Genomic DNA, 24,857 nt, shown 5'->3' with positions numbered 1-24,857 from the left:
GAACATGCCCAAGACACTCCGCCAGAAGCTGTTGCTCGCCCTGATCGCCGTCCTGCTGATTGCACTCGGCTACTACTGGAACGTCCGCCTGGACTTCAACGAGCGCCAGTTCAAGTCGCAGACCAACGACGCCATCGATTTCTACGCGGTCAACGCCCACAGCGTGCAGTACCGCGTCGACGGTACGCTCGCCTACGAGATGACCGCAGACAAATTGGAACACCTGAAAGCGACCGACGTGACCATGGTCACCACGCCGGACCTGTACTTCTACCGCGTACAGGAACCGCAGCCGTGGCATGTCCAGAGCGTTCGCGCCGAAGTCGGCCCCGAGGGCAAGCAGGTCGAGTTGATCGACGACGTGCGCGTGGCGCGCACCGATGCGCAACAGCGCACGCTGCTGCTCAACACTAGCCGGATGACGGTGTTCCCGGACAAGGACTATGCGCAGACTGACCAGCCCGTGAAAATCACCGAACCCAACGGTGTGACCACGGCTGTTGGAATGAAAGCGTATCTGAAAGACAGCCGGATGCTCCTGCTGTCCAACGTAAGAGGTCAGCATGAGGCTCGTTAACACCCTCCCCCTTCTCCTCAGCCTCGCCGCCGCCATCGGCAGCTCCGCCGCATGGGCCCTTCCCACCGACCGGGAACAGCCCATCCGCGTCCAGGCCGACAGCGCCGAACTGGACGACAAGCAAGGCGTTGCCGTCTACCGCGGTGACGTGGTGGTGACCCAGGGCAGCATGAAGCTGACCGGCAACACTGTCACGCTCAAGCAGAACAAGAACGGCGATATCGAGGTCGTGACCTCGGTAGGCAAGCCCGCCTACTTCGAGCAGAAGCCTTCGCCGGAGAAAGAGATCACCAAGGCCTATGGCCTGACGATCCAGTATTTCGTCACCCAGAACCGCGTCGTACTGATCGACCAGGCCAAGGTGATCCAGGAAGGCAACACCTTCGAAGGCGAGAAGATCGTCTATGACACCCAGCGCCAGATCGTCAACGCAGGCCGCGCCACTGGCGCCCAGGTGACCACGCCGCGCCCGCGTATCGACATGGTCATCCAGCCCAAGAAAAAGCAGGATCAAGCGCAGTAATGGCTACGCTCACCGCCCAGCACCTCGCCAAGAGCTACAAAAGCCGGCAAGTGGTCCGCGATGTCAGCATGAGCATCGACAGCGGACAGATCGTCGGCCTGCTCGGCCCCAACGGAGCGGGCAAGACCACCTGCTTCTACATGATCGTAGGCCTGGTCCGTGCAGACCAGGGTGTGGTCCGTATCGACAACCAGGACGTGACCCACCTGCCCATGCACGGCCGCGCCCGTGCCGGCATCGGCTACCTGCCGCAGGAAGCCTCGATCTTCCGCAAGCTATCGGTGGCCGACAACATCAGCGCGATCCTCGAAACCCGCAGCGACCTGGATCGCAGCGGCCGCCAGGAAGCCCTGGAGGGCCTGCTCGAGGAATTCCACATCCACCACATCCGCGACAACCTCGGCATGAGCCTGTCCGGTGGCGAGCGGCGTCGCGTGGAAATCGCCCGCGCCCTGGCCAGTTCGCCGAAGTTCATCCTGCTGGATGAACCCTTCGCCGGCGTCGACCCGATCTCCGTCGGCGACATCAAGCAGATCATCCATCACCTAAAGGCCAAGGGTATCGGTGTACTGATCACCGACCACAACGTCCGCGAGACGCTGGATATCTGCGAAACCGCCTACATCGTCAACGACGGTCAACTGATCGCCGAAGGCAGCGCCGAGACCATCCTCGCCAACGATCTGGTGAAGGAAGTCTATCTGGGTCACGAGTTCCGCCTCTGACCCAGCGACCGCCCTCCAGGCGGCGCCGCGCCTCCCCCGCTAACGGCCCGGACCTGCATCCGGCGCCGCGTGTCGGGCCGCCTCGAAATCGCCCGATAATCAGGTTGTAACGAAAGGTCGACAGACCCTAGGCAAAGCGTCCAGACTCAGGCATATAATTTGCTTCCTCGCGGCGCCCCGGCGTCCGTAGTCGTGGATATGGCGCTTGCTGCGCCAGCGAACAAGGTGCCTAGTTCCAGCCATGAAACCATCGCTCGTCCTCAAGATGGGCCAGCAGCTGACGATGACTCCGCAGCTGCAACAGGCCATCCGACTGCTCCAGCTCTCCACGCTGGACCTGCAGCAGGAAATCCAGGAAGCCCTGGAGTCCAACCCCATGCTGGAGCGCCAGGAAGACGGCGAGGACTACGACAACAGCGACCCCATGGCCGATGGCGCCGAGTCCGCCCCCACCGCCAGCAGCAACATCCAGGACAACTATCAGGAAAGCACCACGCCCACTGCCGACAGCCTCGACGAGGACCAGTGGGCCGAGCGCATTCCCAGCGAGCTGCCGGTCGATACCGCCTGGGAAGACATCTACCAGACCAGCGCCAGCAGCCTGCCCGCCAGCGACGATGACGAGTGGGACTTCACCGCCCGCACCTCCGCCGGTGAAAGCCTGCAGAGCCACCTGCTCTGGCAGCTCAACCTGGCCCCGATGTCCGACACCGACCGCCTGATCGGCCTGAGCATCATCGACGGCATCAACAACGACGGTTACCTCGAAGAATCCCTCGACGACATCCTCGCCTCCATCGATCCCGAACTGGGCGTGGAGATGGACGAAGTGGAAGTCGTCCTGCGCCGCGTGCAGCAGATGGAGCCCGCCGGCGTTGGCGCGCGCAACCTGCGCGAATGCCTGCTGCTGCAGCTGCGCCAGATGCCGGCCAACACCTACCTGCTGAACGAAGCCCAGAAGCTGGTCTCCGACCACCTCGACCTGCTCGGCAGCCGCGACTACAGCCAGCTGATGCGGCGCATGAAGCTCAAGGAAGACGAGCTGCGCGAAACCATCGAGCTGATTCAGTCGCTGCACCCGCGTCCCGGCTCGCAGATCGAGTCCGGCGAGGCCGAGTACGTGGTGCCGGATGTCATCGTCCGGAAGCATAACGAACGCTGGCTGGTGGAACTGAACCAGGAAGCGGTGCCGCGCCTGCGGGTCAACTCGCAGTACGCAGGCCTGGTGCGCCGCGCCGACTCCAGCGCCGACAACACCTTCATGCGCAACCAGCTGCAGGAAGCGCGCTGGTTCATCAAGAGCCTGCAGAGCCGCAACGAGACGCTGATGAAGGTGGCGACCCAGATCGTCGAGCACCAACGTGGTTTCCTCGAATACGGCGAGGAAGCGATGAAACCGCTGGTCCTGCACGACATCGCCGAAGCCGTGGGCATGCACGAGTCGACCATCTCGCGCGTCACCACGCAGAAATTCATGCACACCCCGCGTGGCATCTTCGAGCTGAAGTACTTCTTCTCCAGCCACGTCAGCACCTCCGAGGGCGGCGAATGCTCGTCCACCGCCATCCGCGCGATCATCAAGAAACTGGTCGCGGCGGAAAGTCCGAAAAAGCCATTGAGCGACAGCAAGATCGCTGGTTTACTGGAGGCACAGGGCATTCAAGTGGCACGTCGCACCGTCGCCAAGTACCGGGAGTCCTTAGGGATTGCTCCCTCCAGCGAACGCAAGCGACTGGTATGACGTTGATCCACGCCAAAGTGTTCCGGCGGCAGGCCACCTAACCTGCCACTTACACACGGGCAATAAGGAGAAAGCGGTATGCAAGTCAACATCAGTGGACATCAACTGGATGTGACCGACGCCCTGCGCGACTATGTCGGCGAAAAACTCGGACGACTGGAGCGCCACTTCGACAAGATCACCAATGTTCAGGTCATCATGGAGGTCGAGAAGCTAAAGCAGAAAATCGAAGCCACCCTGCACATCGCAGGTGGCGAAGTAGTGGCCTGTGCCGAACATGAAGACATGTATGCGGCCATCGACCTGCTCACTGACAAGCTCGACCGCCAACTGATCAAGCACAAGGAAAAATACCTCGAACGCCAGCAGGGAGTTGGTGTTCGTTAACCCCTCCCTATGATTCGACTTGAGCAAATCCTGACCCCCGGCCGTTCCCTGGTGAACGTGCCGGGCGGCAGCAAAAAACGCGTCCTTGAACAAATCGCAAACCTGGTAGCTCGCGAGCTGCCAGGTTTCGACGCGCAAGACATCTTTGAAAATCTGGTGGCCCGGGAACGCCTGGGCTCCACTGGTTTCGGCAATGGCATCGCCATTCCGCATTGCCGCCTTCCTGGCTGCAAGTCCCCCATCAGCGCCATCCTGCACCTGGACCATCCGGTTGACTTCGATGCCCTCGACGGCGCGCCGGTCGACCTAGTATTCGTCCTGCTGGTGCCCGAAGCCGCCACCGAAGAGCACCTGGAACTGCTCCGCCAGATCGCTTCCATGCTCGACCGTTCCGACGTCCGTGACCGCCTGCGCCACGCCGCCAACGGCGAGGAGCTGTACCGGATCGTCGTGGACTTCCAGAACGGCCACTGATCATGCGCCTGATCATCATCAGCGGACGTTCCGGCTCGGGTAAGAGCACCGCGCTCAACGTGCTCGAAGACAACGGTTTCTACTGCATCGACAACCTGCCCGCCAGCCTGCTCCCGGACCTTGCACAACGCGCACTGCTGCATACCGAACTGCTTCACCCGCAGGTAGCCGTCTCCATCGACGCACGCAACCTGCCCAGCCAGCTGCAGCGCTTCCCCGAACTGCTACAGGAGGCTCGCGACAAGCACATCCAGTGCGATGTGCTGTACCTCGATGCCGATGATGAAACCCTGCTCAAACGCTTCTCCGAGACGCGCCGCCGGCACCCCCTGACCACCGACAGCCGCTCGCTGGCCGAAGCCATCGCCGACGAGGCCCATCTGTTGGCGCCGATTGCCGACCTGGCCGACCTCAAGCTCAACACCACACATCTGAACCTCTATCAGCTGCGCGACGTGCTCAAGCTGCGCCTGCTGAACAAGCCAGAACTGGGCACCGCCTTCCTGGTCGAATCCTTCGGCTTCAAGCGCGGCATGCCGGTGGACGCCGACCTGGTGTTCGACGTGCGCTGCCTGCCCAACCCCTACTGGAAACCCGAACTGCGCGAGCACACCGGGCTTGATGCGGATGTTCAGGAGTACCTGGCCGCACAACCCGACGTCGAGGAGATGTATCAGGACATCCTCGGCTACCTGAACAAATGGCTGCCGCGCTTCGCCGCGAGTAACCGGGCCTATGTCACCATTGCCATCGGCTGTACCGGTGGCCAGCACCGCTCGACCTACCTGGCCGAGCGCATTGGCAAGGCCCTCAAGGAAACCCTCACCAACGTGCAGATTCGCCACCGCGACCTGAGCTAGTAGCAACACACAACAAAGGACAGCCCCTCGCGATGCCCGCCCTTGAAATCACCATCATCAACAAGCTTGGTCTGCACGCCCGTGCGGCGGCCAAATTCGTCGGCGTCGCGGGACGATACCCCTGCCAGATTCGCGTGGGGCGCAACCCGGAAAGCACCGTCGACGGCAAGAGCATCATGGCAGTGATGATGCTGGCCGCCGGCAAGGGCACCAACCTGCACATTGCCGCGGAAGGCGAGCAGGAAAATGAGGCGTTGGGCGCACTGGCCGAGTTGATCAACAACTACTTCGACGAAGGCGAGTAAGCGCCAGGAGCGGCTCTACACGAATGAAAAAGCCCGCCAGATGGCGGGCTTTTTCATGGGCAGCAATATCAGTTGCCGGCGACGGTCATGCGCTCAACCAGCACCGAGCCGGTGTGCAGGTTGCCGCGGAACTCCACGTCATTGCCAATGGCCACGATATTGCGGAACAGATCGCGCAGGTTCGCCGCAATGGTGACTTCCTGCACCGGGAACTGGATTTCGCCATTCTCCACCCAATAACCGCCCGCACCACGGGAATAGTCGCCGGTCACCAGGTTCACGCCCTGCCCCATCAGCTCCGTCACCAACAGGCCGCGGCCCATGCGACGGATCAGCGCCACCTGGTCCTCGTCACCATGGCTGACGAACAGGTTGTGCACACCGCCGGCATTGGCGGTGCTGGGCATGCCCAGCTTGCGGCCGGAGTAGGTGCCGAGGATGTAGGAAACCAGATCGCCGCCTTCGACGAAGGGTTTGGCATAAGTGGCCAGGCCGTCGTTATCGAATGATGCACTGCCCAGCGCTCCGGCCAGCAGCGGGCGCTCATCGAGGGTCAGCCACTCGGGGAACAGACGCTGCCCCAGGGTACCTTCGAGGAACGACGACTTGCGGTACAGGCTGCCGCCGGAAATCGCCGACAGGAAGTGACCGAACAGCCCCACCGCGACCTCCGGCGCGAACAGCACCGGAACCTCGGCGGTAGCCACCGGCCGCGCGCCCAGGCGACTGGCGGCACGCTCCGCAGCACGACGGCCGATCGACTCGGAACTCGCCAGCAGATCACCACGGCGGTTGACGTCATACCAGTAGTCCCGCTGCATCTGCCCCTGGCCTTCGGCGATCATCACGCAGCTCAGGCTGTGCCGGGTGCTGGCGTAGCCGCCGACGAAGCCGTGGCTGTTGCCGTAAACGCGGCAGCCCTGGTGAGTGTTCACCGTGGTGCCATCGGCCTTGGTCACCCGCGCATCCGCGGCGAAGGCCGCCGCTTCGCAGGCCAGCGCGCGCTCCACCGCCTGATCCGGGGTGATCGACCAGGCGTGGTACAGGTCCAGGTCCGGCAGATTCCGGGCCATCAGCGCCGGATCGGCGAGCCCGGCGCAATCGTCCTCGGAAGCGTGCTTGGCGATGGCCAGCGCCGCCGCCACGGTTTCGCGAATGGCGTCAGCGCCGGTGGCCGAGGTGCTGGCCGAGCCTTTGCGCTGGCCGACGTACAGGGTGATACCGAACCCCTGGTCGCGGTTGAACTCGACGGTCTCCACCTCGCCCTGGCGTACCGAAGTGGACAATCCCTGCTCCACCGAAACCGCCACCTCGCAGGCGCTGGCGCCCTGCCGGGAAGCCTCGGCAATGATCCGCTCGACCTGCTCGCGCAGCTCGGGAAGGACGTCCGGGCTGACCGCCGGGTTGTGTTCGCTCATTACGTGCCTCTCCTGTTCATGTACCGGCCGCTACGCCCTCTTGGGCTTCGGCGACCTGCTCGGGCCGGACAAGCGGCCCTCGACTCGTTATCATGGCGGCGTTTTCAACGAGACCCCCGCCATGGCTGAAATTCACGATGACGACTCCCTCTTCGAAGAGAAGAGCAAGTCGCAAGTCAAACGCGAGCTGCACGCCCTGCAGGACCTCGGCGAGCGCCTGACGACGCTCAAGCCGGACCTGCTGGACCGCATGCCGCTGACCGATCCACTGCGCCGCGCACTGGACGAAGCACCCAAGCACAAGGCCAACGCCGCCAAGAAGCGCCACCGGCAGTTCATCGGCAAACTGATGCGCGATCAGGACATCGACGCCATCGTTGCCCTGCTGGAACAGGTAGACAGCTCCACCCGCCAGTACAACGAACGCTTCCACGCCCTGGAGCGCTGGCGCGACCGCCTCATCAGCGGTGGCGACGACGCACTCGCCGCGTTCTTCGGCGAATACCCGGAAAGCGACCGGCAGCACCTGCTGCAGCTGATCCGCCACGCCCAGCATGAGGCCGCTCACAACAAGCCTCCGGCGGCGGCGCGGAAGATCTTCAAGTACATCCGCGAGCTGGACGAACTCAAACGCGGCCTGCGCTGAGCGGCCGCGTCCTTCGTCTCCAGCCCTGCCCGCAACGGCCTCAGGCGCCCGTGCCGCCGACGGTGATGGCGTCGATCTTCAGGGTCGGCTGACCGACACCGACCGGCACGGACTGGCCGTCCTTACCGCAGGTGCCCACGCCGCTGTCCAGCGCCAGGTCATTGCCGACCATGGACACCCGGCTCATCACTTCCGGACCGTTGCCGATCAGGGTCGCGCCCTTCACCGGGCGGGTGATCTTGCCGTTCTCGATCAGGTAAGCCTCGCTGGTGGCGAAGACGAACTTGCCACTGGTGATGTCCACCTGGCCGCCACCTAGGTTGGCGCAGTAGATGCCGCGCTCGACGCTGGCGATGATCTCTTCCGGCTCGCTCTGCCCGGCCAGCATGTAGGTGTTGGTCATGCGCGGCATCGGCAGGTGCGCATAGGACTCGCGGCGACCGTTGCCGGTGCGCGCCACGCCCATCAGGCGGGCATTGAGCTTGTCCTGCATGTAGCCCTTGAGGATGCCGTTCTCGATCAGCACGTTGCAGTTCGTCGGCGTGCCTTCGTCGTCCACCGACAGCGAACCACGACGGCCGGCCAGGGTGCCATCGTCGACGATGGTGCACAGGCTGGAAGCGACCTGCTCACCGATGCGGCCGCTGTAGGCCGAACTGCCCTTGCGGTTGAAGTCGCCTTCCAGGCCGTGGCCCACCGCTTCGTGCAGCAGCACGCCGGACCAGCCGGCGCCCATCACCACCGGCAGGCTGCCGGCCGGCGCGGGAACGGCTTCCAGGTTGACCAGCGCCTGGCGCAGCGCCTCGCGGGCGTAGCCCATGGCCCGGTCTTCCTGGAGGAAGTAGCGGTAATCCGTACGTCCGCCGCCGCCGTGGCCACCACGCTCGCGACGGCCGTTCTGTTCGACGATGACGCTGACGTTGAAGCGCACCAGCGGACGGATATCCGCCGCCAGCGAGCCATCCGTCGCGGCGACCAATACCTGATCCCAGACACCAGCGAGGCTCACGGTGACCTGCTGGATGCGCGGGTCGAGGGCGCGGGTCGCGGCATCGATCTTCTGCAACAACTCCACCTTTTCAGCGCGGCTGAGCACGTCCAGTGGGTTCTCGCCGGCATACAGGCGTTGCGGCACCACGGCGTTGAACGCCTGCACCTTGCCATTCTGTCCGGCGCGGGAAATCGAGCGCGCCGCCTGGGCAGCCTGGATCAGCGCCTCATGGGTGATGGCGTTGCTGTAGGCAAAGCCGGTCTTCTCGCCGGACTGCGCACGCACGCCGACGCCCTGGTCCATGTGGAAACTGCCTTCCTTGACGATGCCGTCTTCGAGCATCCAGGACTCGGACACCTGGCTCTGGAAGTACAGGTCGGCCGCATCGATACCCGGACCGCTGAGTTCATGCAGCACCGGCGACAACCGCTCGATGTCCAGACCACCAGGGGCCAGCAGGTGCTGGCTGACGGATGACAACAGTTCGCTCATATCTACTCCGTACGCGCCGGTCGCGGTTCGACCGGCGGGAAAAATCGTCTGTGCCGGGCAATCGGCATACGCTGCCGGACCGCCACCTGTTCCTCGCTGTCCCGCTCGGCCAGCAGCACGGCCTCGCCCTTGGCCTGTTCAGCCAGGATACGCCCCCAGGGATCGACAATCGCCGATTGCCCCCAGGTTTCCCGACCTTTGGGATGTGTGCCACCCTGCCCGGCCGCCAGCAGGTAGCACTGGGTCTCGATGGCGCGGGCGCGGACCAGCACTTCCCAGTGCGCTGCTCCGGTCACCGCGGTGAAGGCCGCCGGTGCGCTGATCAGTTCCGCGCCGGCCTCGCGCAGTGCGGTGTAGAGCTCGGGGAAGCGCAGGTCGTAGCAGACCGTCAGCCCCAGGCGCCCGACCGGTGTGTCGGCCACCACCACGCGCTGGCCGAAGGCGTAGTCATCCGACTCACGATAGCGGCCACGGGCGTCGGCGACATCCACGTCGAACAGGTGCAGCTTGTCGTAGCGCGCCGCCACCTCGCCCTGATCGTCGATCAGCAGCGAACAGGCGTTGGCCTTGGCCTCCGGTTGGCCAGCAGGCGGTAGTGGCAGGGTTCCGCCGACTATCCACAACCTGAGGTCACGGGCGGTGCTTTTCAACCAGGGCAGGATCGGCCCGTACCCTTGCGCCTCGGCACGGCCGAGATCAGCAAGATCGCGACGGCCCATGGCGGCAAAGTTTTCCGGCAGGACGGCAAGGCGCGCGCCACCACGGGCAGCCTGTTCCAGCAAGCGACGGGCGGCGGCGAGATTGGCCAGGACATCGTCCTGGCTGACCATCTGGATGACTGCGATGGACATATCAGGGCCTGCTCCCATTTCGACGAGAACCGCGTTGCTGCGTCAAATCACGCCAGGCTAGGCGTGGGACGCAGGAAATGGTCATTCCCTTTTCAAGTCCCGCAACGACGCATGGCGTGATTTGCCGCGCAACCCGAAGGGACGGACCGCATTTTGCGCAGTGCCGCGTTACTCGTCGCTCATTTGGAATCACCAAACCACCCTCCTCGTGCCTTGCCCTGCGCAAAATGCGGCTCCGGCGCGGTCGCGTCGAAACGGGAGCAGGCCCTGGGCTCCGGCTGAGTCCTGGGTTCATGCTAACCGAACACCGGACACTCTGCTCAATGGGGTTTTTCGAAGGGCTTCTCGAAGGTGATGGCGGGGCTCTGCCACGGCCCTCTCACGCTGTACTGCACGCTGGCGAAGCGAGATACCTTGTCGCCCAGCAGCTTGTCCACCACGAACAGCGCGCCGCCCACGGCGGGAGCACCGACGATCAGGGCCGCCAGTGGCAAGTTGTTGGTCACCGGCAAGGTCACCAGCAGCTTGGCGTCGATCTGGTCATGGGCCAGGTCCAGCGTCCCGTTCAGCTCCAGGTTGCTCGACGGACCGTCCAGGCGTAGCGGCTCGCGGGTGAAGTAGACGCCATCGGTGGCCGTGAGCACGCCCTTCACCCGGTCATAGCTCAACCCCTTGCCCAGCAGGTCGGAGAAGTCCAGGCGCAAGCGGCGGTTGATGGCGTTGAAGTTGAGCAGGCCGAATACGCGCAGGGCGTTGGCGCCGCCTTCCACTTCGACGAACTGGCCCTTGCGCAGGCTGGCATCGATACTGCCGCCAAAGCGCCGCAAGTTCAGCGCTGCCGGCGATCCCGGCCAGTTGCCGTTGATGTCGACGCGGAAGCGCTCGCTGGTGACGCTGGGCGCGAAATCCCAGGCCTTGAGCACATCGGCAAGGTTCTTGCCGTCCAGGCGCCCGTTGAAGCTGCTGCGCGACGAACCAGCCATGCCGTCCCAGCGCAAGGTGCCCTTGAGCTCCAGGCCTCGCAGGTCGAGCGCCACATTGTTGAAGCTGGTGCCGGTAGGGGTCGGTCGCAGGTTGAAGCTCCAGGCGCCGACTGGCTTGCCGGCCTTGCTGACCTGACGGATCGACACATCCATCGCCGGCAGCGTACGCGGGTCGATGTTGGCCATGGAATCAGGCGCTTCCACCGCGCCAGGCGAGTCGATGGCTTCGCCCTTGGGCAGATCGATACGATCGAGCTGGACCTGGATCGGCCGGCTGCCGCCATCGGGCAAGGTGATCTTGCCAGACACCAACGAGCTGACCAGGCCCAGCTGCCAGCTGCTATCGACCCGCGCGAGGTCGACACCAAGATTGTCCAGGCTCTGGCCAAAGCCCTTGAAGCGTCCGATCTGCAGATCGGCGCCGCGCAGCAAGCCGGATGCGCCTTCGACGCCGCTGTTGGCGTACTTCTTGAAGACCGCCTGCCAGGCATCGGCATCCACTTCATCGATGCGGCCGCGCACTTGCACGCCACTCCAATTCGGCAGCACCGCCGGATCGCCGCCCAGGCGCAATACGCCTCGCCCTGCGAGCGGATTGTCCGCCGGCGCGGCATAGGCCAGGCTGGCGCGGTCGCCATAGGTTGCCCAGTAACGCCGCTCAGCGCCGTCGAGGGTCATGCGCCATTCGCTGTCACGGGTCTCGGTGGCCGTCTTGCCCAACGGCGCCGGAAGATCGATGGTCACCCCCTGCAGGTTGGAGGCGACCTGCAGTTGACTGTCCTTGCCCGCCAACAGGAGATTGAGCTGGAACGGCACGCGGCCGTCAACTGGCAGCTGCTTCTGCACCTTGCCCCAGTCCAGCAGCGCCTTCATCGGCATCTGCCCACCCACCAACACCCGGGTGCGCGGATCGCCACTGCGTCCTTCAGCACGGATGCTACCGGTAATCCTGGTCCCCAGGGCCTGGGCCGCGACGTTCTGCGCACTCAGGCCGCTGTCGGTGTCGTAGCGGAACTTGCCCTTGAGCTGCTCGAGATTGAGCTCGGGCTTGGCGATCTTCAGCCGCGCGGAGTCAGTGGCGAAGTCAACAATGACCCGCGCCTGCCGGGCCTGTTCCTTGGCCAGCGGGATATCCAGCTTGAGGTGGCCTGCCAGCTTGCCGTCGCCGCTCCACCCCTCGAAGGTGTGCTGAGCACCGATGGGCGAATCCTGGAGGATTTTCAGGCCGTCTCCGAGGCTGCTGTCGATATCGCCGTCGACGTGCAGATGGGAAACCTCGCCGCTCGGCACGTGGGGAATCTCCACCGACACATCGCGAACCTGACTTTGCAGTATCTGGCCGGAGCGCGCGGTAATGCTCACACCGCTGTCCTCGACCCGCACCTCGCCTTCGGCCTTGCTCAGCCCCGGCCAGCCCGGCTGGTAGTCGAGCACGCCGTCGTGGACCTTGAAATACAGACTCATCGCGTGCGCCTCGGGCGCCGCGCCCTTCTGCAGCGAGCCCTGCCAGAGGAAGTAGCCCTGCTCGATACGCCCGCTCTTGATCGAACCCTTGAGCCAGGCGGCAAGGTCCTTGCTCATCTGCGGAATGACGGTGGGCAGGTACTTGCTGGTGAAACGCGCATCGCCGTTACTCATGCCGACGCGCAGGTCCATGTAGTCCTCCAGTGTCGGATCACGCATCAGGCGGATCAGCATGTCACCGGCAAGAGTGCCCTCCTCGCCTTCGACCTGCATCAGGTGGCTACCGAGGGTGAAAGCCTCGTCGTTCAACTGGAAGAACAGCCGCGCGTGGGCGGTGCGGTAATGCCAGGGTTCAGGGAACAGGGTCGCCAGGTGCAGCATGAAGTCCTGGGCATTGGCATCCAGCGTGCCGCCGCCAAGGTTGCCGCTGAAGGTACCGTCGACGTTGTCCACTGCGGGCACGTCATGGAAGGCACTGACGCCGACCTTCTCCAGGTTGGCGGCGTAGGCGACGCGTTCGGCGCCGGCGCGCTGCGGCCAGTAGTCGAAATTGACGTTGTGCAGCACGCCGTGCGGTTTCAGGCCCTGCAACCAGGCGATGGCGGCGTCCGGTAATGGCGCCAGGGCAGTGATCATCGGGCCCAGCGGGGTCAGATCGAGGCGATCGGCCCGTAGCTGCCAGTGCTCCTCGTCCTTCATCCGCCGCGTCAGCGACAGCTCCACCTCACCCCAGCGGATATCACCCAGGTTGGCTGCCAGGTCGGCAACGCGCAGGTCGAAGTCCTCGCCATTGCGCTGGTAATACAGGCTCACGCCCAGGTCGCTCACACTGACCGGTTTCTGTTCGCCCAGCGCAGCCTTGATCGACGGCGCGTTGAGGCGCGCTACACCCGATACCGGTACCCCCTTTTCGAGGCTGGCCCAGAACTCGCCGCCAGCCTTGAGCTCGGAGAGCCTCCAGGCACCGGTCAGGCGCTCGGGCAGCCACCTCGACCAATCCGTCTGCGGCAGGCTCAGGTAGGCCTGCGCCGAGCTCTGCCGCCAGTCGTCGCGATTCAGGCGGGCGTCCAGCCGAGCCGCGACCGGCTCACCGCCCGGCAACGTGAACCGCACATCGAGATGCTGACGACTGCCGCTGTGAAGCGTCATGCCGACATAACTCAGCGAGAGGGGCTCCGCGCCCTGCGGCAGCACGGTCAGTTGGCTGTCCATCAGCGACAGGCGGCGCGGCGCCAGCAGGAGATCGACCAGCTGGCGCGGATCGCTGTCACCGTGGCTGGGCAGCCCGTCGGCATGCCACTGGCCCTGCTCGTCTTCCCGCAGGGTGAGCTGCAGGCCCTCCAGCTCCAGGCTGTCGATGCGCGGCTGGCGCGCCATCAGGCTGCCGAGCAAGTCCGGCGTCAGGTGCACGCGCTCCAGGCGCAGCGCATCGTTGCCAGCGCCCAGCTGGATATCGCGGACCACGATGATCGGACCGAAGTCCTGCCAGTGACCTTCGAGCCCGCCGATGGTCACCGGCAGGCGGAGCTGGGCACTGGCCTTCTGCGCCAACTCGTCACGGTACTCGGCCACCAGCGGCACCAGCTGGCGCCCCAGGCTGACGTACAGCGCAAGCAGCACCAGCCCCAGGGCCAGCAGCCCCAGGAACACGCGCAGCGACGCGGCGAACAGGCGCCCCATGTCAGGCAGGCGCTCGTGGCAGAAGGTAAACGGTCATCGTGCTGGTTCCCAGCCATGCAGTAGCGAACCCCGTCTGACAGTGTGCGTCAGAGAAAGCTCCGCAACCGCCCGTTCCAGAGCGGCATTCCATGTAAAGCCAAGACATTGGGACCTGCCTCTCAAAGCAGGACAACGTCGTACTGTTCCTGGGAATACATGGCCTCGACCTGGAACTTGATGGTGCGGCCGATGAAGACTTCCAGATCGGCAACGTTGCCCGACTCCTCGTCGAGCAGGCGATCGACCACCTTCTGGTTAGCCAGCACCAGGTAAGAATCGGCCTGATAGGCGCGGGCCTCGCGGAGGATTTCGCGGAAGATCTCGTAGCAGATGGTCTCGGCGGTCTTCAGCATGCCGCGCCCCTGACAGCTCGGGCAGGGCTCGCAGAGCACCTGCACCAGGCTTTCGCGGGTGCGCTTGCGGGTCATCTGCACCAGGCCCAGCTCGGTGATGCCAATGATGTTGGTCTTGGCATGGTCACGTTCGAGCTGCTTCTCCAGGGTCCGCAGGACCTGGCGGCGGTGCTCCTCGTCTTCCATGTCGATGAAGTCGATGATGATGATCCCGCCCAGGTTGCGCAGGCGCAGCTGGCGGGCGATGGCGGTGGCGGCCTCGAGGTTGGTCTTGAAGATGGTTTCTTCGAGGTTGCGATGGCCGACGAAGGCGCCGGTGTTCACGTCGATGGTGGTCATCGCCTCGGTCGGGTCGATGATCAGGTAGCCGCCGGACTTGAGCAGAACCTTGCGCTCCAGCGCCTTCTGCACCTCATCCTCGACCCCGTACAGGTCGAAGATCGGCCGCTCGCCGGGATAATGCTCCAGGCGATCGGCGATTTCCGGCATCAGTTCTTCGACGAACTGCGTGATTTTCTGGAAGTTCTCCCTGGAATCGACGCGGATCTTCTCGATGCGCGGATTGACCAGGTCGCGCAGGGTGCGCAAGGCCAGGGACAGGTCCTCGTAGATCAGCGTCGGCGCGCCGACGGTCTGGATCTGTGCGGCAATCTGGTCCCACAGGCGGCGCAGATAGCGGATGTCGGCAAGGATCTCGTCCTCCCCGGCCCCCTCGGCGGCAGTGCGCAGGATGAAACCACCCTGTTCGACGATGCCTTCGGCCGCAACGCACTTGGCCACCACCTGCTTGAGGCGCTCGCGCTCGACTTCGTCTTCGATCTTCAGGGAAATGCCGACGTGGCTGGTGCGCGGCATGTAGACCAGGTAGCGCGAGGGAATCGACAGATGGGTGGTCAGGCGCGCGCCCTTGGTACCGATGGGGTCCTTGGTGACCTGCACCACCAGGCTCTGGCCTTCGTGCACCAGGGCGCTGATGCTCTCCACGGCGCTGCCTTCGCGGGTGGATATCTCCGCCGCGTGAATGAAGGCCGCGCGCTCGAGGCCGATGTCGACGAAGGCCGCCTGCATGCCCGGCAGCACGCGCACGACCTTGCCCTTGTAGATGTTGCCGACGATCCCGCGGCGCAGCGTGCGCTCGACGTGGACCTCCTGCAGGACGCCGTTCTCCACCACCGCCACGCGCGATTCCATCGGCGTGATATTGATCAGGATCTCTTCGCTCATGCGCCCTTCCTTATCGCGCCCGGAGTCGTGCAGCGCTACTTCGTGATCAAGACTGCCAGCAAGGGATGGAGAAGTCAGCCAGCAATGCCGCAGTTTCGCACAGTGGCAGGCCGACTACGGCGCTGTAGCTGCCTTCCACCCGGCTCACGAACACCGCCGCGAGCCCCTGGATAGCATAGCCACCGGCCTTGTCATGGGGCTCGCCAGTCTCCCAGTAGCGTTCGGCCTCTTCCATCGAAACGCTTCGGAAGGTCACGCGACTGCTCACCACTCTCGCCTCGCAGCGGTCGCGATTGGCCACGGCCACCGCGGTGAGCACCTCGTGCTCGCGGCCGGAGAGCGCCTGCAGCATGCCCAGCGCTTCGGCACGATCGGCCGGCTTGCCGAGGATGCGTCCATCGAGCACAACGGCGGTATCGGCTCCCAGCACGCAGACATCCGCCCGCTGCGCCAGGAAATGCAGACCCGCCAGGGCCTTCTCGCGCGCCAGGCGCTCGACATAGGCGACGGCCGACTCACCGGCTTGCGGCGTCTCGTCGACGGAGGCGGGCACGATATGGAACGGCAGGCCGATCTGGGTCAGCAGCTCGCGGCGGCGCGGCGAGCTGGAAGCGAGGTACAACTGGGACATCAGAGACTCCCGAAGCCGGCCCGGCGCGACTGGCGCCAAGCCCGACGAAACGCCCCGCAGCGGGGCCTCAGTTGATGTTCAGGCGCAGACGCAGGGCCCGGAGCAGCGTATAGACCCAGGGCCAGAGCAGGCCACTGACCAGCGCCGGCAACAGGAACACCAGGGTCGGGGGGCGATTGCCGGTCAATGCGCTGATCCACAGCTGGACCAGTTGCGCCAGGCCGAACACCACCAGCAACACCAGGCATTGCTGCCAGATGGGGAACATCCGCAAACGCTGGTGCAGCGATAGCACCAGGAAAATGATCAGGCTGAGGATCAGTGCGTTCTGTCCCAGCAGGGTGCCGTACAGCACGTCCTCGGCAAGCCCCAGTACCCAGGCGCTGAGCATGCCGACCTTGTGCGGCAGGTAGAGCACCCAGTAAGTCAGGAACATCGCCAGCCAGAGCGGGCGGCCGATCTCCATGAAGCTGGGCATCGGTGCGACGGAGAGCAACAGCGCCAGAAGCAGGCTGAGCCAGATCGCCCAGCCGTTTCGCGAGCCTTGGGTGGCCATCAGTGGCGATTCCTTGCTTCGGGCTGCGCCGCAGCCGGGGCTACCGGGACAGCAGGCGCGGCGCCATTCGCACCGGCTGGATGCGCCGGCTGCGCAGCCGGGGCCGCCGGAGTGGCCGGGTGAGTGGCATCCTGCGCCGGAGCGGCTGCTCCAGGTTGAGCAGGAGCCGTGGATTCGGCGGCCTTGCGGTCGGCCTCGGCCTGCGCCTCGGCGGCATCGGTGGCGCGCTGCTCGGGGGTGCGGCTGTCGGTGAAGACCAGCAGAACGTAGCGGCTGCGGTTCATCTTCGCGGTCGGCACGGCACGGATAGTGGCAAACGGCCCGCCGGTATCGTGCAGCACTTCCTTGACGGTAGCCACCGGATAGCCGGCCGGGAAGCGCTGACCCAGGCCGGAGCTGACCAGCAGGTCGCCTTCCTTGATGTCGGCGGTATCGGCCACGTAGCGCAGTTCCAGGCGCTCCGGGTTACCGGTGCCCACGGCGATGGCGCGCAGGCCATTGCGGTTCACCTGCACCGGAATGCTGTGGGTGGTATCGGTCAGCAGCAGCACGCGCGCGGTGTACGGCATCACCTCGACCACCTGGCCCATCAGGCCGCTGGCATCGAGCACCGGCTGGCCCTGGAACACGCCGTCCTTCTCGCCCTTGTCGATCAGGATGCGCTGGGTGAAGGGGTTCGGGTCAACGCCAATCAGTTCGCCCACCAGCACCTTGTCGTCGACCAGCGCGGAGGAGTTGAGCAACTCGCGCAGGCGAACGTTCTGTTCGGTCAGAGTGGCCAGCTTCTGCAGGCGGCGCTGCATCAGCAGTTGCTCAGCCTTCAGGCGCTCGTTTTCGGCCAGCAGCTCGCTGCGGCTGGTGAACTGGTCACGCACGCCTTCCCAGGCACGAACGGGGAAGTCGGCGATGCCATAGAACGGACTCAGCACGAGCCCCATCTGGCTGCGTACCGGTTTCAGATAATCGAAGCGGGCGTCGACCACCATCAAGGCGACCGACAGGACAGCGAGCACCAGCAGGCGCGCGCCCAGCGAGGGCCCTTTGGAGAATATCGGTTTGATGACCGGCTCCTAGCTGTGCAAAGTCGGTTGAAGTTTCACCCGCCTGGGCTAAACGTCAACCGACCTCTACAGGACTCCCCACCTTATTCGGTGGAAAGCAGGTCCATCGAATGACGGTCCATCATTTCCAGCGCCTTGCCGCCGCCACGAGCCACGCAGGTCAGCGGGTCTTCGGCGACGATCACCGGCAGGCCGGTTTCCTGGGCCAGCAGCTTGTCCAGGTCGCGCAGCAGCGCGCCACCACCGGTCAGCACCAGGCCGCGCTCGGCGATGTCGGAAGCCAGTTCCGGCGGGGACTGCTCCAGCGCGCTCTTGACCGCCTGGACGATGGTTGCCAGGGATTCCTGCAGCGCTTCGAGCACCTCGTTGGAATTCAGGGTGAAGCTGCGCGGTACGCCTTCGGCCAGGTTGCGGCCACGGACGTCGACTTCGCGGACTTCGCCGCCCGGGAAGGCGGTACCGATTTCCTGCTTGATGCGCTCGGCGGTGGATTCGCCGATCAGGCTGCCGTAGTTGCGGCGCACGTAGGTGACGATGGCTTCGTCGAAGCGATCGCCGCCGACGCGGACGGATTCGGCGTAGACCACGCCGTTGAGGGAGATCAGGGCGATCTCGGTGGTGCCGCCGCCGATGTCGACGACCATGGAACCACGGGCCTCTTCCACCGGCAGGCCGGCGCCGATGGCTGCGGCCATCGGTTCTTCGATCAGATACACCTCACGGGCGCCGGCGCCCAGGGCCGATTCACGGATGGCGCGGCGTTCCACCTGGGTGGACTTGCACGGTACGCAGATCAGCACGCGCGGGCTGGGCTGCAGGAAGCTGTTCTCGTGAACCTTGTTGATGAAGTACTGCAGCATCTTCTCGCAGACGCTGAAGTCGGCGATCACGCCATCTTTCATCGGACGAATGGCGGCAATGTTGCCCGGGGTACGGCCCAGCATGCGCTTGGCTTCGGTACCGACCGCTACCACGCTCTTCTGGCTGCCGTGGCTACGAATAGCGACCACGGACGGTTCGTTCAGGACGATGCCGCGCTCGCGCACATAAATAAGGGTATTGGCAGTGCCCAGGTCGATCGACAGATCACTGGAAAACATGCCACGCAGTTTTTTGAACATTGGAAAGAAACCCGTAGGTGGAGCGTGGGTGAAAAATGCGCGGGTAAAAAAGTGCGGCAAACTCTAACAATGACGGGGGTTTTGGGCAAGGCGGCAATTTATGCTAGATTCCTCGTTTTTCGGGCCCGCAGGCCCGTCCCAGCGGCCTTCGACCGTCCGCCGCGGGTTCTGTTCCCTGCCCCACAAAATCCTTCCGGCCAGGTCCAGTTCGAACCGGGCCGCTCTAGCTGGAGACCCCGATGGCGCTTGAACGCCCCGACGTGGAAAAGATCGCCCACCTCGCCCGCCTGGGCCTGGAGGAAGCCGACATTTCGCGCACCACCGACACCCTGAACAACATCCTCGGCCTGATCGACGCCATGCAGGCCGTCGACACCGACGGCGTGGAGCCCCTGGCCCACCCGCTGGAAGCCACGCAGCGCCTGCGCGCCGACGCCGTCACCGAGGAGAACCGCCGCGACGCCTACCAGGCCATCGCGCCGGCCGTGGAAGACGGGCTTTACCTCGTCCCGAAAGTCATCGAGTAAGCGAGAAGGACACGGACACATGCTGCATCAATTGACCCTCGCCGAAGTCGCCCGCGGACTCGCCGACAAGCAATTCTCCGCCCAGGAACTGGCCACTGCCCTGCTCGCGCGCATCAAGCAGCTCGACCCGCAGCTGAACAGCTTCATCACCGTCACCGAAGAAAGCGCCCTGGCCCAGGCCAAGGCGGCCGACGAGCGGCGCGCCAAAGGCGAAACCGGCGCCCTGCTCGGCGCACCGATCGCCCACAAGGACCTGTTCTGCACCCAGGGCGTGCGCACCAGCTGCGGCTCGAAGATCCTCGATGCCTTCGTCTCGCCCTACGACGCCACCGTCGTCGAGCGCCTGGCTGACGCCGGCACCGTGAGCCTGGGCAAGCTGAACATGGACGAGTTCGCCATGGGCTCGGCCAACGAATCCAGCCACTACGGCCCGGTGAAGAACCCCTGGGACACCTCCCGCGTACCGGGCGGCTCCTCCGGCGGCTCCGCCGCTGCCGTGGCCGCGCGCCTGATCCCGGCCGCCACCGGCACCGACACCGGCGGCTCGATCCGCCAGCCGGCCGCGCTGACCAACCTCACCGGCATCAAGCCGACCTACGGCCGCGTTTCCCGCTGGGGCATGATCGCCTACGCCTCCAGCCTCGACCAGGGCGGCCCGCTGGCCCGCACCGCCGAGGACTGCGCACTGATGCTCGGCGCCATGGCCGGCTTCGATCCGAAGGATTCCACCAGCGTCGACCAGCCGGTTGACGATTACCTGGCCGCCCTGGCCAAGCCACTGACCGGCCTGCGCATCGGTCTGCCGAAGGAATACTTCGGCGCCGGCCTCGACAGCCGCATTGCCGACGCGGTGATGAAGGTGGTCGAGCAGCTCAAGCAGCTCGGCGCGGTGGTCAAGGAGATCTCCCTGCCGAACATGCAGCACGCAATCCCTGCCTATTATGTGATCGCGCCCGCGGAAGCCAGCTCCAACCTCTCGCGCTTCGACGGCGTGCGTTACGGCTACCGCTGCGAGGACCCGAAGGACCTGCAGGACCTGTACAAGCGCTCCCGCGCCGAAGGCTTCGGCGCCGAGGTGAAGCGCCGCATCATGGTCGGCACCTATGCGCTGTCGGCTGGCTACTACGACGCCTATTACCTGAAAGCTCAGAAGATTCGTCGCCTGATCAAGAACGATTTCGTCAGCGCCTTCGCCGAAGTCGACGTGATCCTCGGCCCGACCACGCCGAACCCGGCCTGGAAACTGGGCGAGAAGAACAACGACCCGGTCGCCCAGTACCTGGAAGACATCTACACCATCACCGCCAACCTCGCCGGCATCCCGGGGCTGTCCATGCCCGCCGGCTTCGTCGACGGCCTGCCGATAGGTGTCCAACTGCTCGCGCCATACTTCCAGGAAGGCCGCCTGCTCAATGTCGCGCACCAGTACCAACTGGTCAGCGACTGGCATAAACAAGCACCGGCCGGGTTCTGAGGAAGGATTACGATATGCAATGGGAAACAGTAATCGGGCTGGAAATCCACGCACAGCTCTCCACCCAATCGAAGATCTTCTCCGGTAGCGCCACCACCTTCGGTGCAGAGCCGAACACCCAGGCCAGCCTGATCGACCTGGCCATGCCCGGCACCCTGCCGGTGCTGAACCAGGAGGCCGTGCGCATGGCCTGCCAGTTCGGCCTGGCAATCAACGCCGAAATCGCCGAGCGCAACGTCTTCGCCCGGAAGAACTACTTCTACCCGGACCTGCCCAAGGGCTACCAGACCAGCCAGATGGACCATCCCATCGTCGGCAAGGGCTTCCTCGACATCACCCTGGAAGACGGTACCGTCAAGCGCGTCGGCATCACCCGCGCGCACCTGGAAGAGGACGCCGGCAAGAGCCTGCACGAAGACTTCCACGGCATGAGCGGCATCGACCTGAACCGCGCCGGCACTCCGCTGCTGGAGATCGTCTCCGAGCCGGACATTCGCAGCGCCAAGGAAGCCGTGGCCTACGTCAAGGCGATCCACGCGCTGGTGCGCTATCTGGGCATCTGCGACGGCAACATGGCCGAAGGCTCGCTGCGCTGCGACTGCAACGTGTCGGTGCGCCCGAAGGGCCAGGCCGAGTTCGGCACCCGTGCCGAGATCAAGAACGTGAACTCCTTCCGCTTCATCGAGAAGGCGATCAACCACGAAGTGCAGCGCCAGATCGATCTGATCGAGGACGGCGGCAAGGTGGTGCAGGAAACCCGCCTGTACGACCCGAACAAGGACGAAACGCGCTCCATGCGCAGCAAGGAAGAAGCCAACGACTACCGTTACTTCCCTTGCCCGGACCTGCTGCCGGTGGTGATCGAGCGCGCCTTCCTCGACGAACTGCGCGCCAAATTGCCGGAACTGCCGGACCAGAAGCGCGAGCGTTTCGAGAGCCAGTACGGCCTGTCCGCCTATGACGCCAGCGTGCTGTCCGCCAGCCGCGAGATGGCCGACTACTTCGAACAGGTCCAGACCATCTGCGCCGACGCCAAGCTCGCGGCCAACTGGGTGATGGGCGAGCTTTCCAGCCTGCTCAACAAGGACGGCCTGGAGATCGAGCAGTCGCCGGTTTCCGCCGAGCACCTGGGCGGCATGATCCTGCGCATCAAGGACAACACCATCTCCGGCAAGATCGCCAAGATGGTCTTCGAGGCGATGGCGGCGGGCGAAGGCTCGGCCGATGCGATCATCGAAGCCAAGGGCCTGAAGCAAGTCACCGACACCGGCGCCATCGACAAGATGCTCGAGGAAGTGCTGGCGGCCAACGCCGAGCAGGTTGAACAGTACCGCGCCAGCGACGAAGCCAAGCGCGGCAAGATGTTCGGCTTCTTCGTCGGGCAAGCGATGAAAGCCTCGAAAGGCAAGGCCAACCCCGGCCAAGTGAACGAACTGCTGAAGAAAAAGCTCGAAGGGTAATCCGCCCCTTCTTTTCCAGAAGAGTGCCAACGCTTGCGTTGGCCCGGCGAACGACCGGCCAGGGATGGCCGGATTGGAAAACTTGGCGCTGCGACAGGCATTTCAGCTCGGAACCCATCAGCACCGGGTAAATCGTCCCCCTGGAAGCTCCTTTATGTGGCGTTCACTCCCTACCCTCTTCCTTCTTGCCGGCTTGGCCCTGATGGGCGGCTGTAGCAGCACATCGTACGACCGCGACTCGGACGTCTCCGGCCGCGGCTACCGCGCCGAGGGTACTGCCTCCTATTACGGCAAGGCGCACCACGGCAAGCGCACGGCCAGCGGCGAGCGCTTCAACCTGAACGCCCTGACCGCCGCGCACCGCACCCTGCCCTTCGGCACCCAGGTGAAAGTCACCAATCTGGACAACGGCCGTAGCGTCGTGGTGCGGATCAACGACCGCGGCCCTTTCCGCCGAGGGCGCATCATCGATCTATCGCGCGCCGCTGCCGAACAACTCAACATGTTGCGCTCCGGCACCGCGCCAGTGCGCCTGGAAAGCCTCGACTAGGAGTAGGGATGAGCACCGACAACCGCAAGGCCGGCGAGCAGGTTCGCCGCGAAGTGATGGGCGACGCCTTCGTCGACCGCGCCCTGGGCAATGCCACCGAGTTCACCCAGCCGCTGCAGGACTTCGTCAACGAACACGCCTGGGGCGGTGTCTGGAACCGCGAAGGCCTTCCGCGCAAGACCCGCAGCCTGATCACCCTGGCGGCACTGACCGCGCTCAAGTGCCCGCAGGAGCTCAAAGGCCATGTACGCGGCGCGCTGAACAACGGCTGCACGGTGGAGGAGATTCGCGAAGCGCTGCTGCATTGCGCGGTGTATGCCGGCGTCCCGGCGGCCATCGACGCCTTCCGCGCGGCACAGGAAGTGATCGACGCCTGGCAGGCGGACCAGAAGGCCTGACTTTCAGCAGTGCCGATAGGCGCTGTTTTCGGGCATGACCCGCCCCTACAAGGAAGTTCGCAGTGCAGCGGTTCGCGAGCAAGCTCGCTCCTACGAAAAGCGCATCGAGCTTCGGCTCAAGCTCTTGGCTCTTGGCTCTTGGCTCTTGGCTCTTGGCTCTTGGCTCTTGAAGACTTCCAGAGAAGTATCCCAACGCTCCGGATGCCCCTTTCAGGAGGCCTCGTTGAAGCGGAGTTTCAGGGGGTGAGCGGCATGGATGCCGCGAGAGCCGCGATGGGCCAGGGATGGCCCTTCGCGGCGTGCCCCTGAAACTCCGATTCAACGAGGGTATTTTTCGCCTAAGCGAAAAACCGGATGGAGGGGCAAGACCTTTTGGTTCCTTTTGGGGCGTTTGCCAAAAGGGACTCGCCGAGAGGCGAAACCAGATATATCAGCGCACGCAAAAGCAGCGCAGAAACGCCGAGCCCCAAAGCCTCGCGGGCGCAGCCCGCCCCTACAAACGCCGGAATCCCCGGCGCTTCGGCTTTATGGATAACTGAACCGCTTCACCAACGTCAGCTCACCCGGCTGCCGCATCGGGATCAGGAAGGACTCCTGCTTCTCGTTCACCGTTCCCTCCTCCGTAACGATGGTCACCTGCGCCGTGGTCAGAGGCTTGGCTGCATTCACATCGCCGGAGCTCTCGTCCTCGCTCCAGCCGCCGCCGTAGTAGTTCACGTAGACCAGGTACTGGCCCTTGAGCGGGGTCGAGCTGGCGATGATTTCCGGGCCGTAGCCGGTGGTCACGTCGACGTCCTGGGCCGCGCCATTGGGCAACGAGCGGTTGCCGTACCAGACGTGCCCACCATCCGGCGTCACCAGGTGCAGGTCGAGGTCGGTGTTATCCGAGTCCCAGGACAGCATGACCCGCAGCTTGGCCGGCACCTCACCACCGCCACCGCCGTGGTAGAACTGCACGCGCTTGCGCTGCTGGCCGTCGGGACTGATGACCTCGACGCTGTTGGAACCCGCCGGGAAGGCGAACGGCCGGTCGAACTTGCCGTCGCTTTCGACCCGCATCGGCATGGCCACGCCGTTGACCACCAGCCGCGCCGGCTCCCTGCTGTCCTTGGGCAGCGAGCGGATTTCGCCACGAATGCGCGCGGTGTCGGACTGGTCCGAGCGCGAATTCACCGAGGATGCCGGGTAGTTCACCGTCTGCCGGAAGTCGGCCTTATCGCCGTCACCCGCGCGCCAGCCCCCCAGCGGCGTATCCATGTGGATCGGCGATTCGGCGGCCTGTGCGCCCAGCGGAATCAGGCTGGCGAGCAGGGACAGGCGGAGCGCATGGGCGAGTTTCATGACGA

Annotated in this window: 24 protein-coding genes; 14 read left to right on the top strand and 10 right to left on the bottom strand. The window is 64.7% G+C overall.

From position 1 onward, the window contains the following. Window positions 1–4: 4 nt before the first annotated feature. The 8 genes from lptC to O6P39_RS05235 all read left to right on the top strand — a co-directional run bounded on the left by lptC (window position 5) and on the right by O6P39_RS05235 (window position 5,592). Complete coding sequence (gene lptC, locus O6P39_RS05270) at window positions 5–577, top strand: LPS export ABC transporter periplasmic protein LptC (protein WP_275610354.1); 573 nt, start codon at window positions 5–7, stop codon at window positions 575–577. Continuing rightward, window positions 564–1,100, top strand: a complete 537-nt coding sequence (lptA, locus tag O6P39_RS05265; protein WP_275610353.1) for a lipopolysaccharide transport periplasmic protein LptA — start codon at window positions 564–566, stop codon at window positions 1,098–1,100. The genes lptC and lptA overlap by 14 nt, the downstream gene beginning before the upstream one ends. Continuing rightward, on the top strand, window positions 1,100–1,825 hold the full coding sequence (gene lptB / locus O6P39_RS05260) for an LPS export ABC transporter ATP-binding protein (RefSeq protein ID WP_275610352.1): 726 nt from the start codon (window positions 1,100–1,102) through the stop codon (window positions 1,823–1,825). The genes lptA and lptB overlap by 1 nt, the downstream gene beginning before the upstream one ends. 241 nt (window positions 1,826–2,066) lie before the next feature. Continuing rightward, on the top strand, window positions 2,067–3,566 hold the full coding sequence (locus O6P39_RS05255; RefSeq protein WP_275610351.1) for an RNA polymerase factor sigma-54: 1,500 nt from the start codon (window positions 2,067–2,069) through the stop codon (window positions 3,564–3,566). Between the two features lie 78 nt (window positions 3,567–3,644). Next, the gene (gene raiA, locus O6P39_RS05250; protein WP_017518151.1) at window positions 3,645–3,953 is read left to right on the top strand and encodes a ribosome-associated translation inhibitor RaiA; all 309 of its coding nucleotides are present in this window, start codon (window positions 3,645–3,647) and stop codon (window positions 3,951–3,953) included. A gap of 9 nt (window positions 3,954–3,962) precedes the next feature. Beyond that, entirely contained in the window at window positions 3,963–4,427 is a 465-nt protein-coding gene (gene ptsN, locus O6P39_RS05245) for a PTS IIA-like nitrogen regulatory protein PtsN (RefSeq protein WP_275610350.1), read from the top strand. A 2-nt stretch (window positions 4,428–4,429) separates the two neighbouring features. Next, the gene (rapZ, locus tag O6P39_RS05240) at window positions 4,430–5,287 is read left to right on the top strand and encodes an RNase adapter RapZ (protein ID WP_275610349.1); all 858 of its coding nucleotides are present in this window, start codon (window positions 4,430–4,432) and stop codon (window positions 5,285–5,287) included. Between the two features lie 32 nt (window positions 5,288–5,319). Continuing rightward, window positions 5,320–5,592 (top strand): HPr family phosphocarrier protein, encoded by a 273-nt coding sequence (locus tag O6P39_RS05235; RefSeq protein ID WP_275610348.1) that lies wholly within the window; start codon window positions 5,320–5,322, stop codon window positions 5,590–5,592. A 68-nt stretch (window positions 5,593–5,660) separates the two neighbouring features. Here the strand turns inward: O6P39_RS05235 and pmbA are convergent, their stop codons facing one another. Beyond that, the gene (pmbA, locus tag O6P39_RS05230) at window positions 5,661–7,010 is read right to left on the bottom strand and encodes a metalloprotease PmbA (RefSeq protein ID WP_275610347.1); all 1,350 of its coding nucleotides are present in this window, start codon (window positions 7,008–7,010) and stop codon (window positions 5,661–5,663) included. A gap of 121 nt (window positions 7,011–7,131) precedes the next feature. On the opposite strand from pmbA, the gene yjgA reads away from it, so the two are divergent. Further along, complete coding sequence (yjgA, locus tag O6P39_RS05225) at window positions 7,132–7,656, top strand: ribosome biogenesis factor YjgA (protein WP_275610346.1); 525 nt, start codon at window positions 7,132–7,134, stop codon at window positions 7,654–7,656. Window positions 7,657–7,696: 40 nt separating this feature from the next. Here the strand turns inward: yjgA and tldD are convergent, their stop codons facing one another. The 8 genes from tldD to mreB all read right to left on the bottom strand — a co-directional run bounded on the left by tldD (window position 7,697) and on the right by mreB (window position 19,102). Further along, a complete protein-coding gene (tldD, locus tag O6P39_RS05220; RefSeq protein WP_275610345.1) occupies window positions 7,697–9,139 on the bottom strand; it encodes a metalloprotease TldD in 1,443 nt (480 codons plus the stop codon). Window positions 9,140–9,141: 2 nt separating this feature from the next. Beyond that, window positions 9,142–9,990 (bottom strand): carbon-nitrogen hydrolase family protein, encoded by an 849-nt coding sequence (locus tag O6P39_RS05215; RefSeq protein WP_275610344.1) that lies wholly within the window; start codon window positions 9,988–9,990, stop codon window positions 9,142–9,144. A gap of 320 nt (window positions 9,991–10,310) precedes the next feature. Further along, on the bottom strand, window positions 10,311–14,117 hold the full coding sequence (locus O6P39_RS05210; protein WP_275610343.1) for a YhdP family protein: 3,807 nt from the start codon (window positions 14,115–14,117) through the stop codon (window positions 10,311–10,313). A gap of 158 nt (window positions 14,118–14,275) precedes the next feature. Then, entirely contained in the window at window positions 14,276–15,733 is a 1,458-nt protein-coding gene (gene rng / locus O6P39_RS05205; RefSeq protein ID WP_275610342.1) for a ribonuclease G, read from the bottom strand. Window positions 15,734–15,779: 46 nt separating this feature from the next. Next, window positions 15,780–16,364: a Maf family protein gene (locus O6P39_RS05200; RefSeq protein ID WP_275610341.1), complete on the bottom strand. Its 585-nt coding sequence runs from the start codon at window positions 16,362–16,364 to the stop codon at window positions 15,780–15,782. Between the two features lie 67 nt (window positions 16,365–16,431). Beyond that, complete coding sequence (gene mreD, locus O6P39_RS05195) at window positions 16,432–16,920, bottom strand: rod shape-determining protein MreD (RefSeq protein WP_207883617.1); 489 nt, start codon at window positions 16,918–16,920, stop codon at window positions 16,432–16,434. After that, window positions 16,920–17,933, bottom strand: coding sequence for a rod shape-determining protein MreC (gene mreC / locus O6P39_RS05190; RefSeq protein WP_275610340.1), 1,014 nt, complete (start codon window positions 17,931–17,933; stop codon window positions 16,920–16,922). Before mreC ends, mreD begins: the two co-directional genes overlap by 1 nt. Before the next feature lie 131 nt (window positions 17,934–18,064). Continuing rightward, a complete protein-coding gene (gene mreB / locus O6P39_RS05185) occupies window positions 18,065–19,102 on the bottom strand; it encodes a rod shape-determining protein MreB (protein WP_017518164.1) in 1,038 nt (345 codons plus the stop codon). Between the two features lie 239 nt (window positions 19,103–19,341). Here mreB and gatC point away from each other — a divergent pair, with 239 nt between their 5' ends. The 5 genes from gatC to O6P39_RS05160 all read left to right on the top strand — a co-directional run bounded on the left by gatC (window position 19,342) and on the right by O6P39_RS05160 (window position 23,511). After that, on the top strand, window positions 19,342–19,629 hold the full coding sequence (gene gatC / locus O6P39_RS05180) for an Asp-tRNA(Asn)/Glu-tRNA(Gln) amidotransferase subunit GatC (RefSeq protein WP_275610339.1): 288 nt from the start codon (window positions 19,342–19,344) through the stop codon (window positions 19,627–19,629). Window positions 19,630–19,648: 19 nt separating this feature from the next. Then, window positions 19,649–21,103, top strand: a complete 1,455-nt coding sequence (gene gatA / locus O6P39_RS05175) for an Asp-tRNA(Asn)/Glu-tRNA(Gln) amidotransferase subunit GatA (protein WP_275610338.1) — start codon at window positions 19,649–19,651, stop codon at window positions 21,101–21,103. A 14-nt stretch (window positions 21,104–21,117) separates the two neighbouring features. Then, the gene (gene gatB / locus O6P39_RS05170) at window positions 21,118–22,563 is read left to right on the top strand and encodes an Asp-tRNA(Asn)/Glu-tRNA(Gln) amidotransferase subunit GatB (protein ID WP_275610337.1); all 1,446 of its coding nucleotides are present in this window, start codon (window positions 21,118–21,120) and stop codon (window positions 22,561–22,563) included. 154 nt (window positions 22,564–22,717) lie between these two features. Further along, on the top strand, window positions 22,718–23,113 hold the full coding sequence (locus O6P39_RS05165; protein WP_275610336.1) for a septal ring lytic transglycosylase RlpA family protein: 396 nt from the start codon (window positions 22,718–22,720) through the stop codon (window positions 23,111–23,113). A gap of 8 nt (window positions 23,114–23,121) precedes the next feature. Further along, window positions 23,122–23,511, top strand: coding sequence for a carboxymuconolactone decarboxylase family protein (locus O6P39_RS05160; RefSeq protein WP_275610335.1), 390 nt, complete (start codon window positions 23,122–23,124; stop codon window positions 23,509–23,511). Between the two features lie 525 nt (window positions 23,512–24,036). Here O6P39_RS05160 and O6P39_RS05155 read toward each other — a convergent pair. Further along, window positions 24,037–24,852, bottom strand: a complete 816-nt coding sequence (locus O6P39_RS05155; RefSeq protein WP_275610334.1) for a DUF2135 domain-containing protein — start codon at window positions 24,850–24,852, stop codon at window positions 24,037–24,039. Window positions 24,853–24,857 lie beyond the last annotated feature (5 nt).

It is taken from the genome of Pseudomonas sp. PSE14 (assembly GCF_029203285.1).
Lineage (GTDB): Bacteria > Pseudomonadota > Gammaproteobacteria > Pseudomonadales > Pseudomonadaceae > Pseudomonas.
Note: the sequence above shows the minus strand (reverse complement) of the source record. Positions and strands in the feature narration are given on the sequence as shown.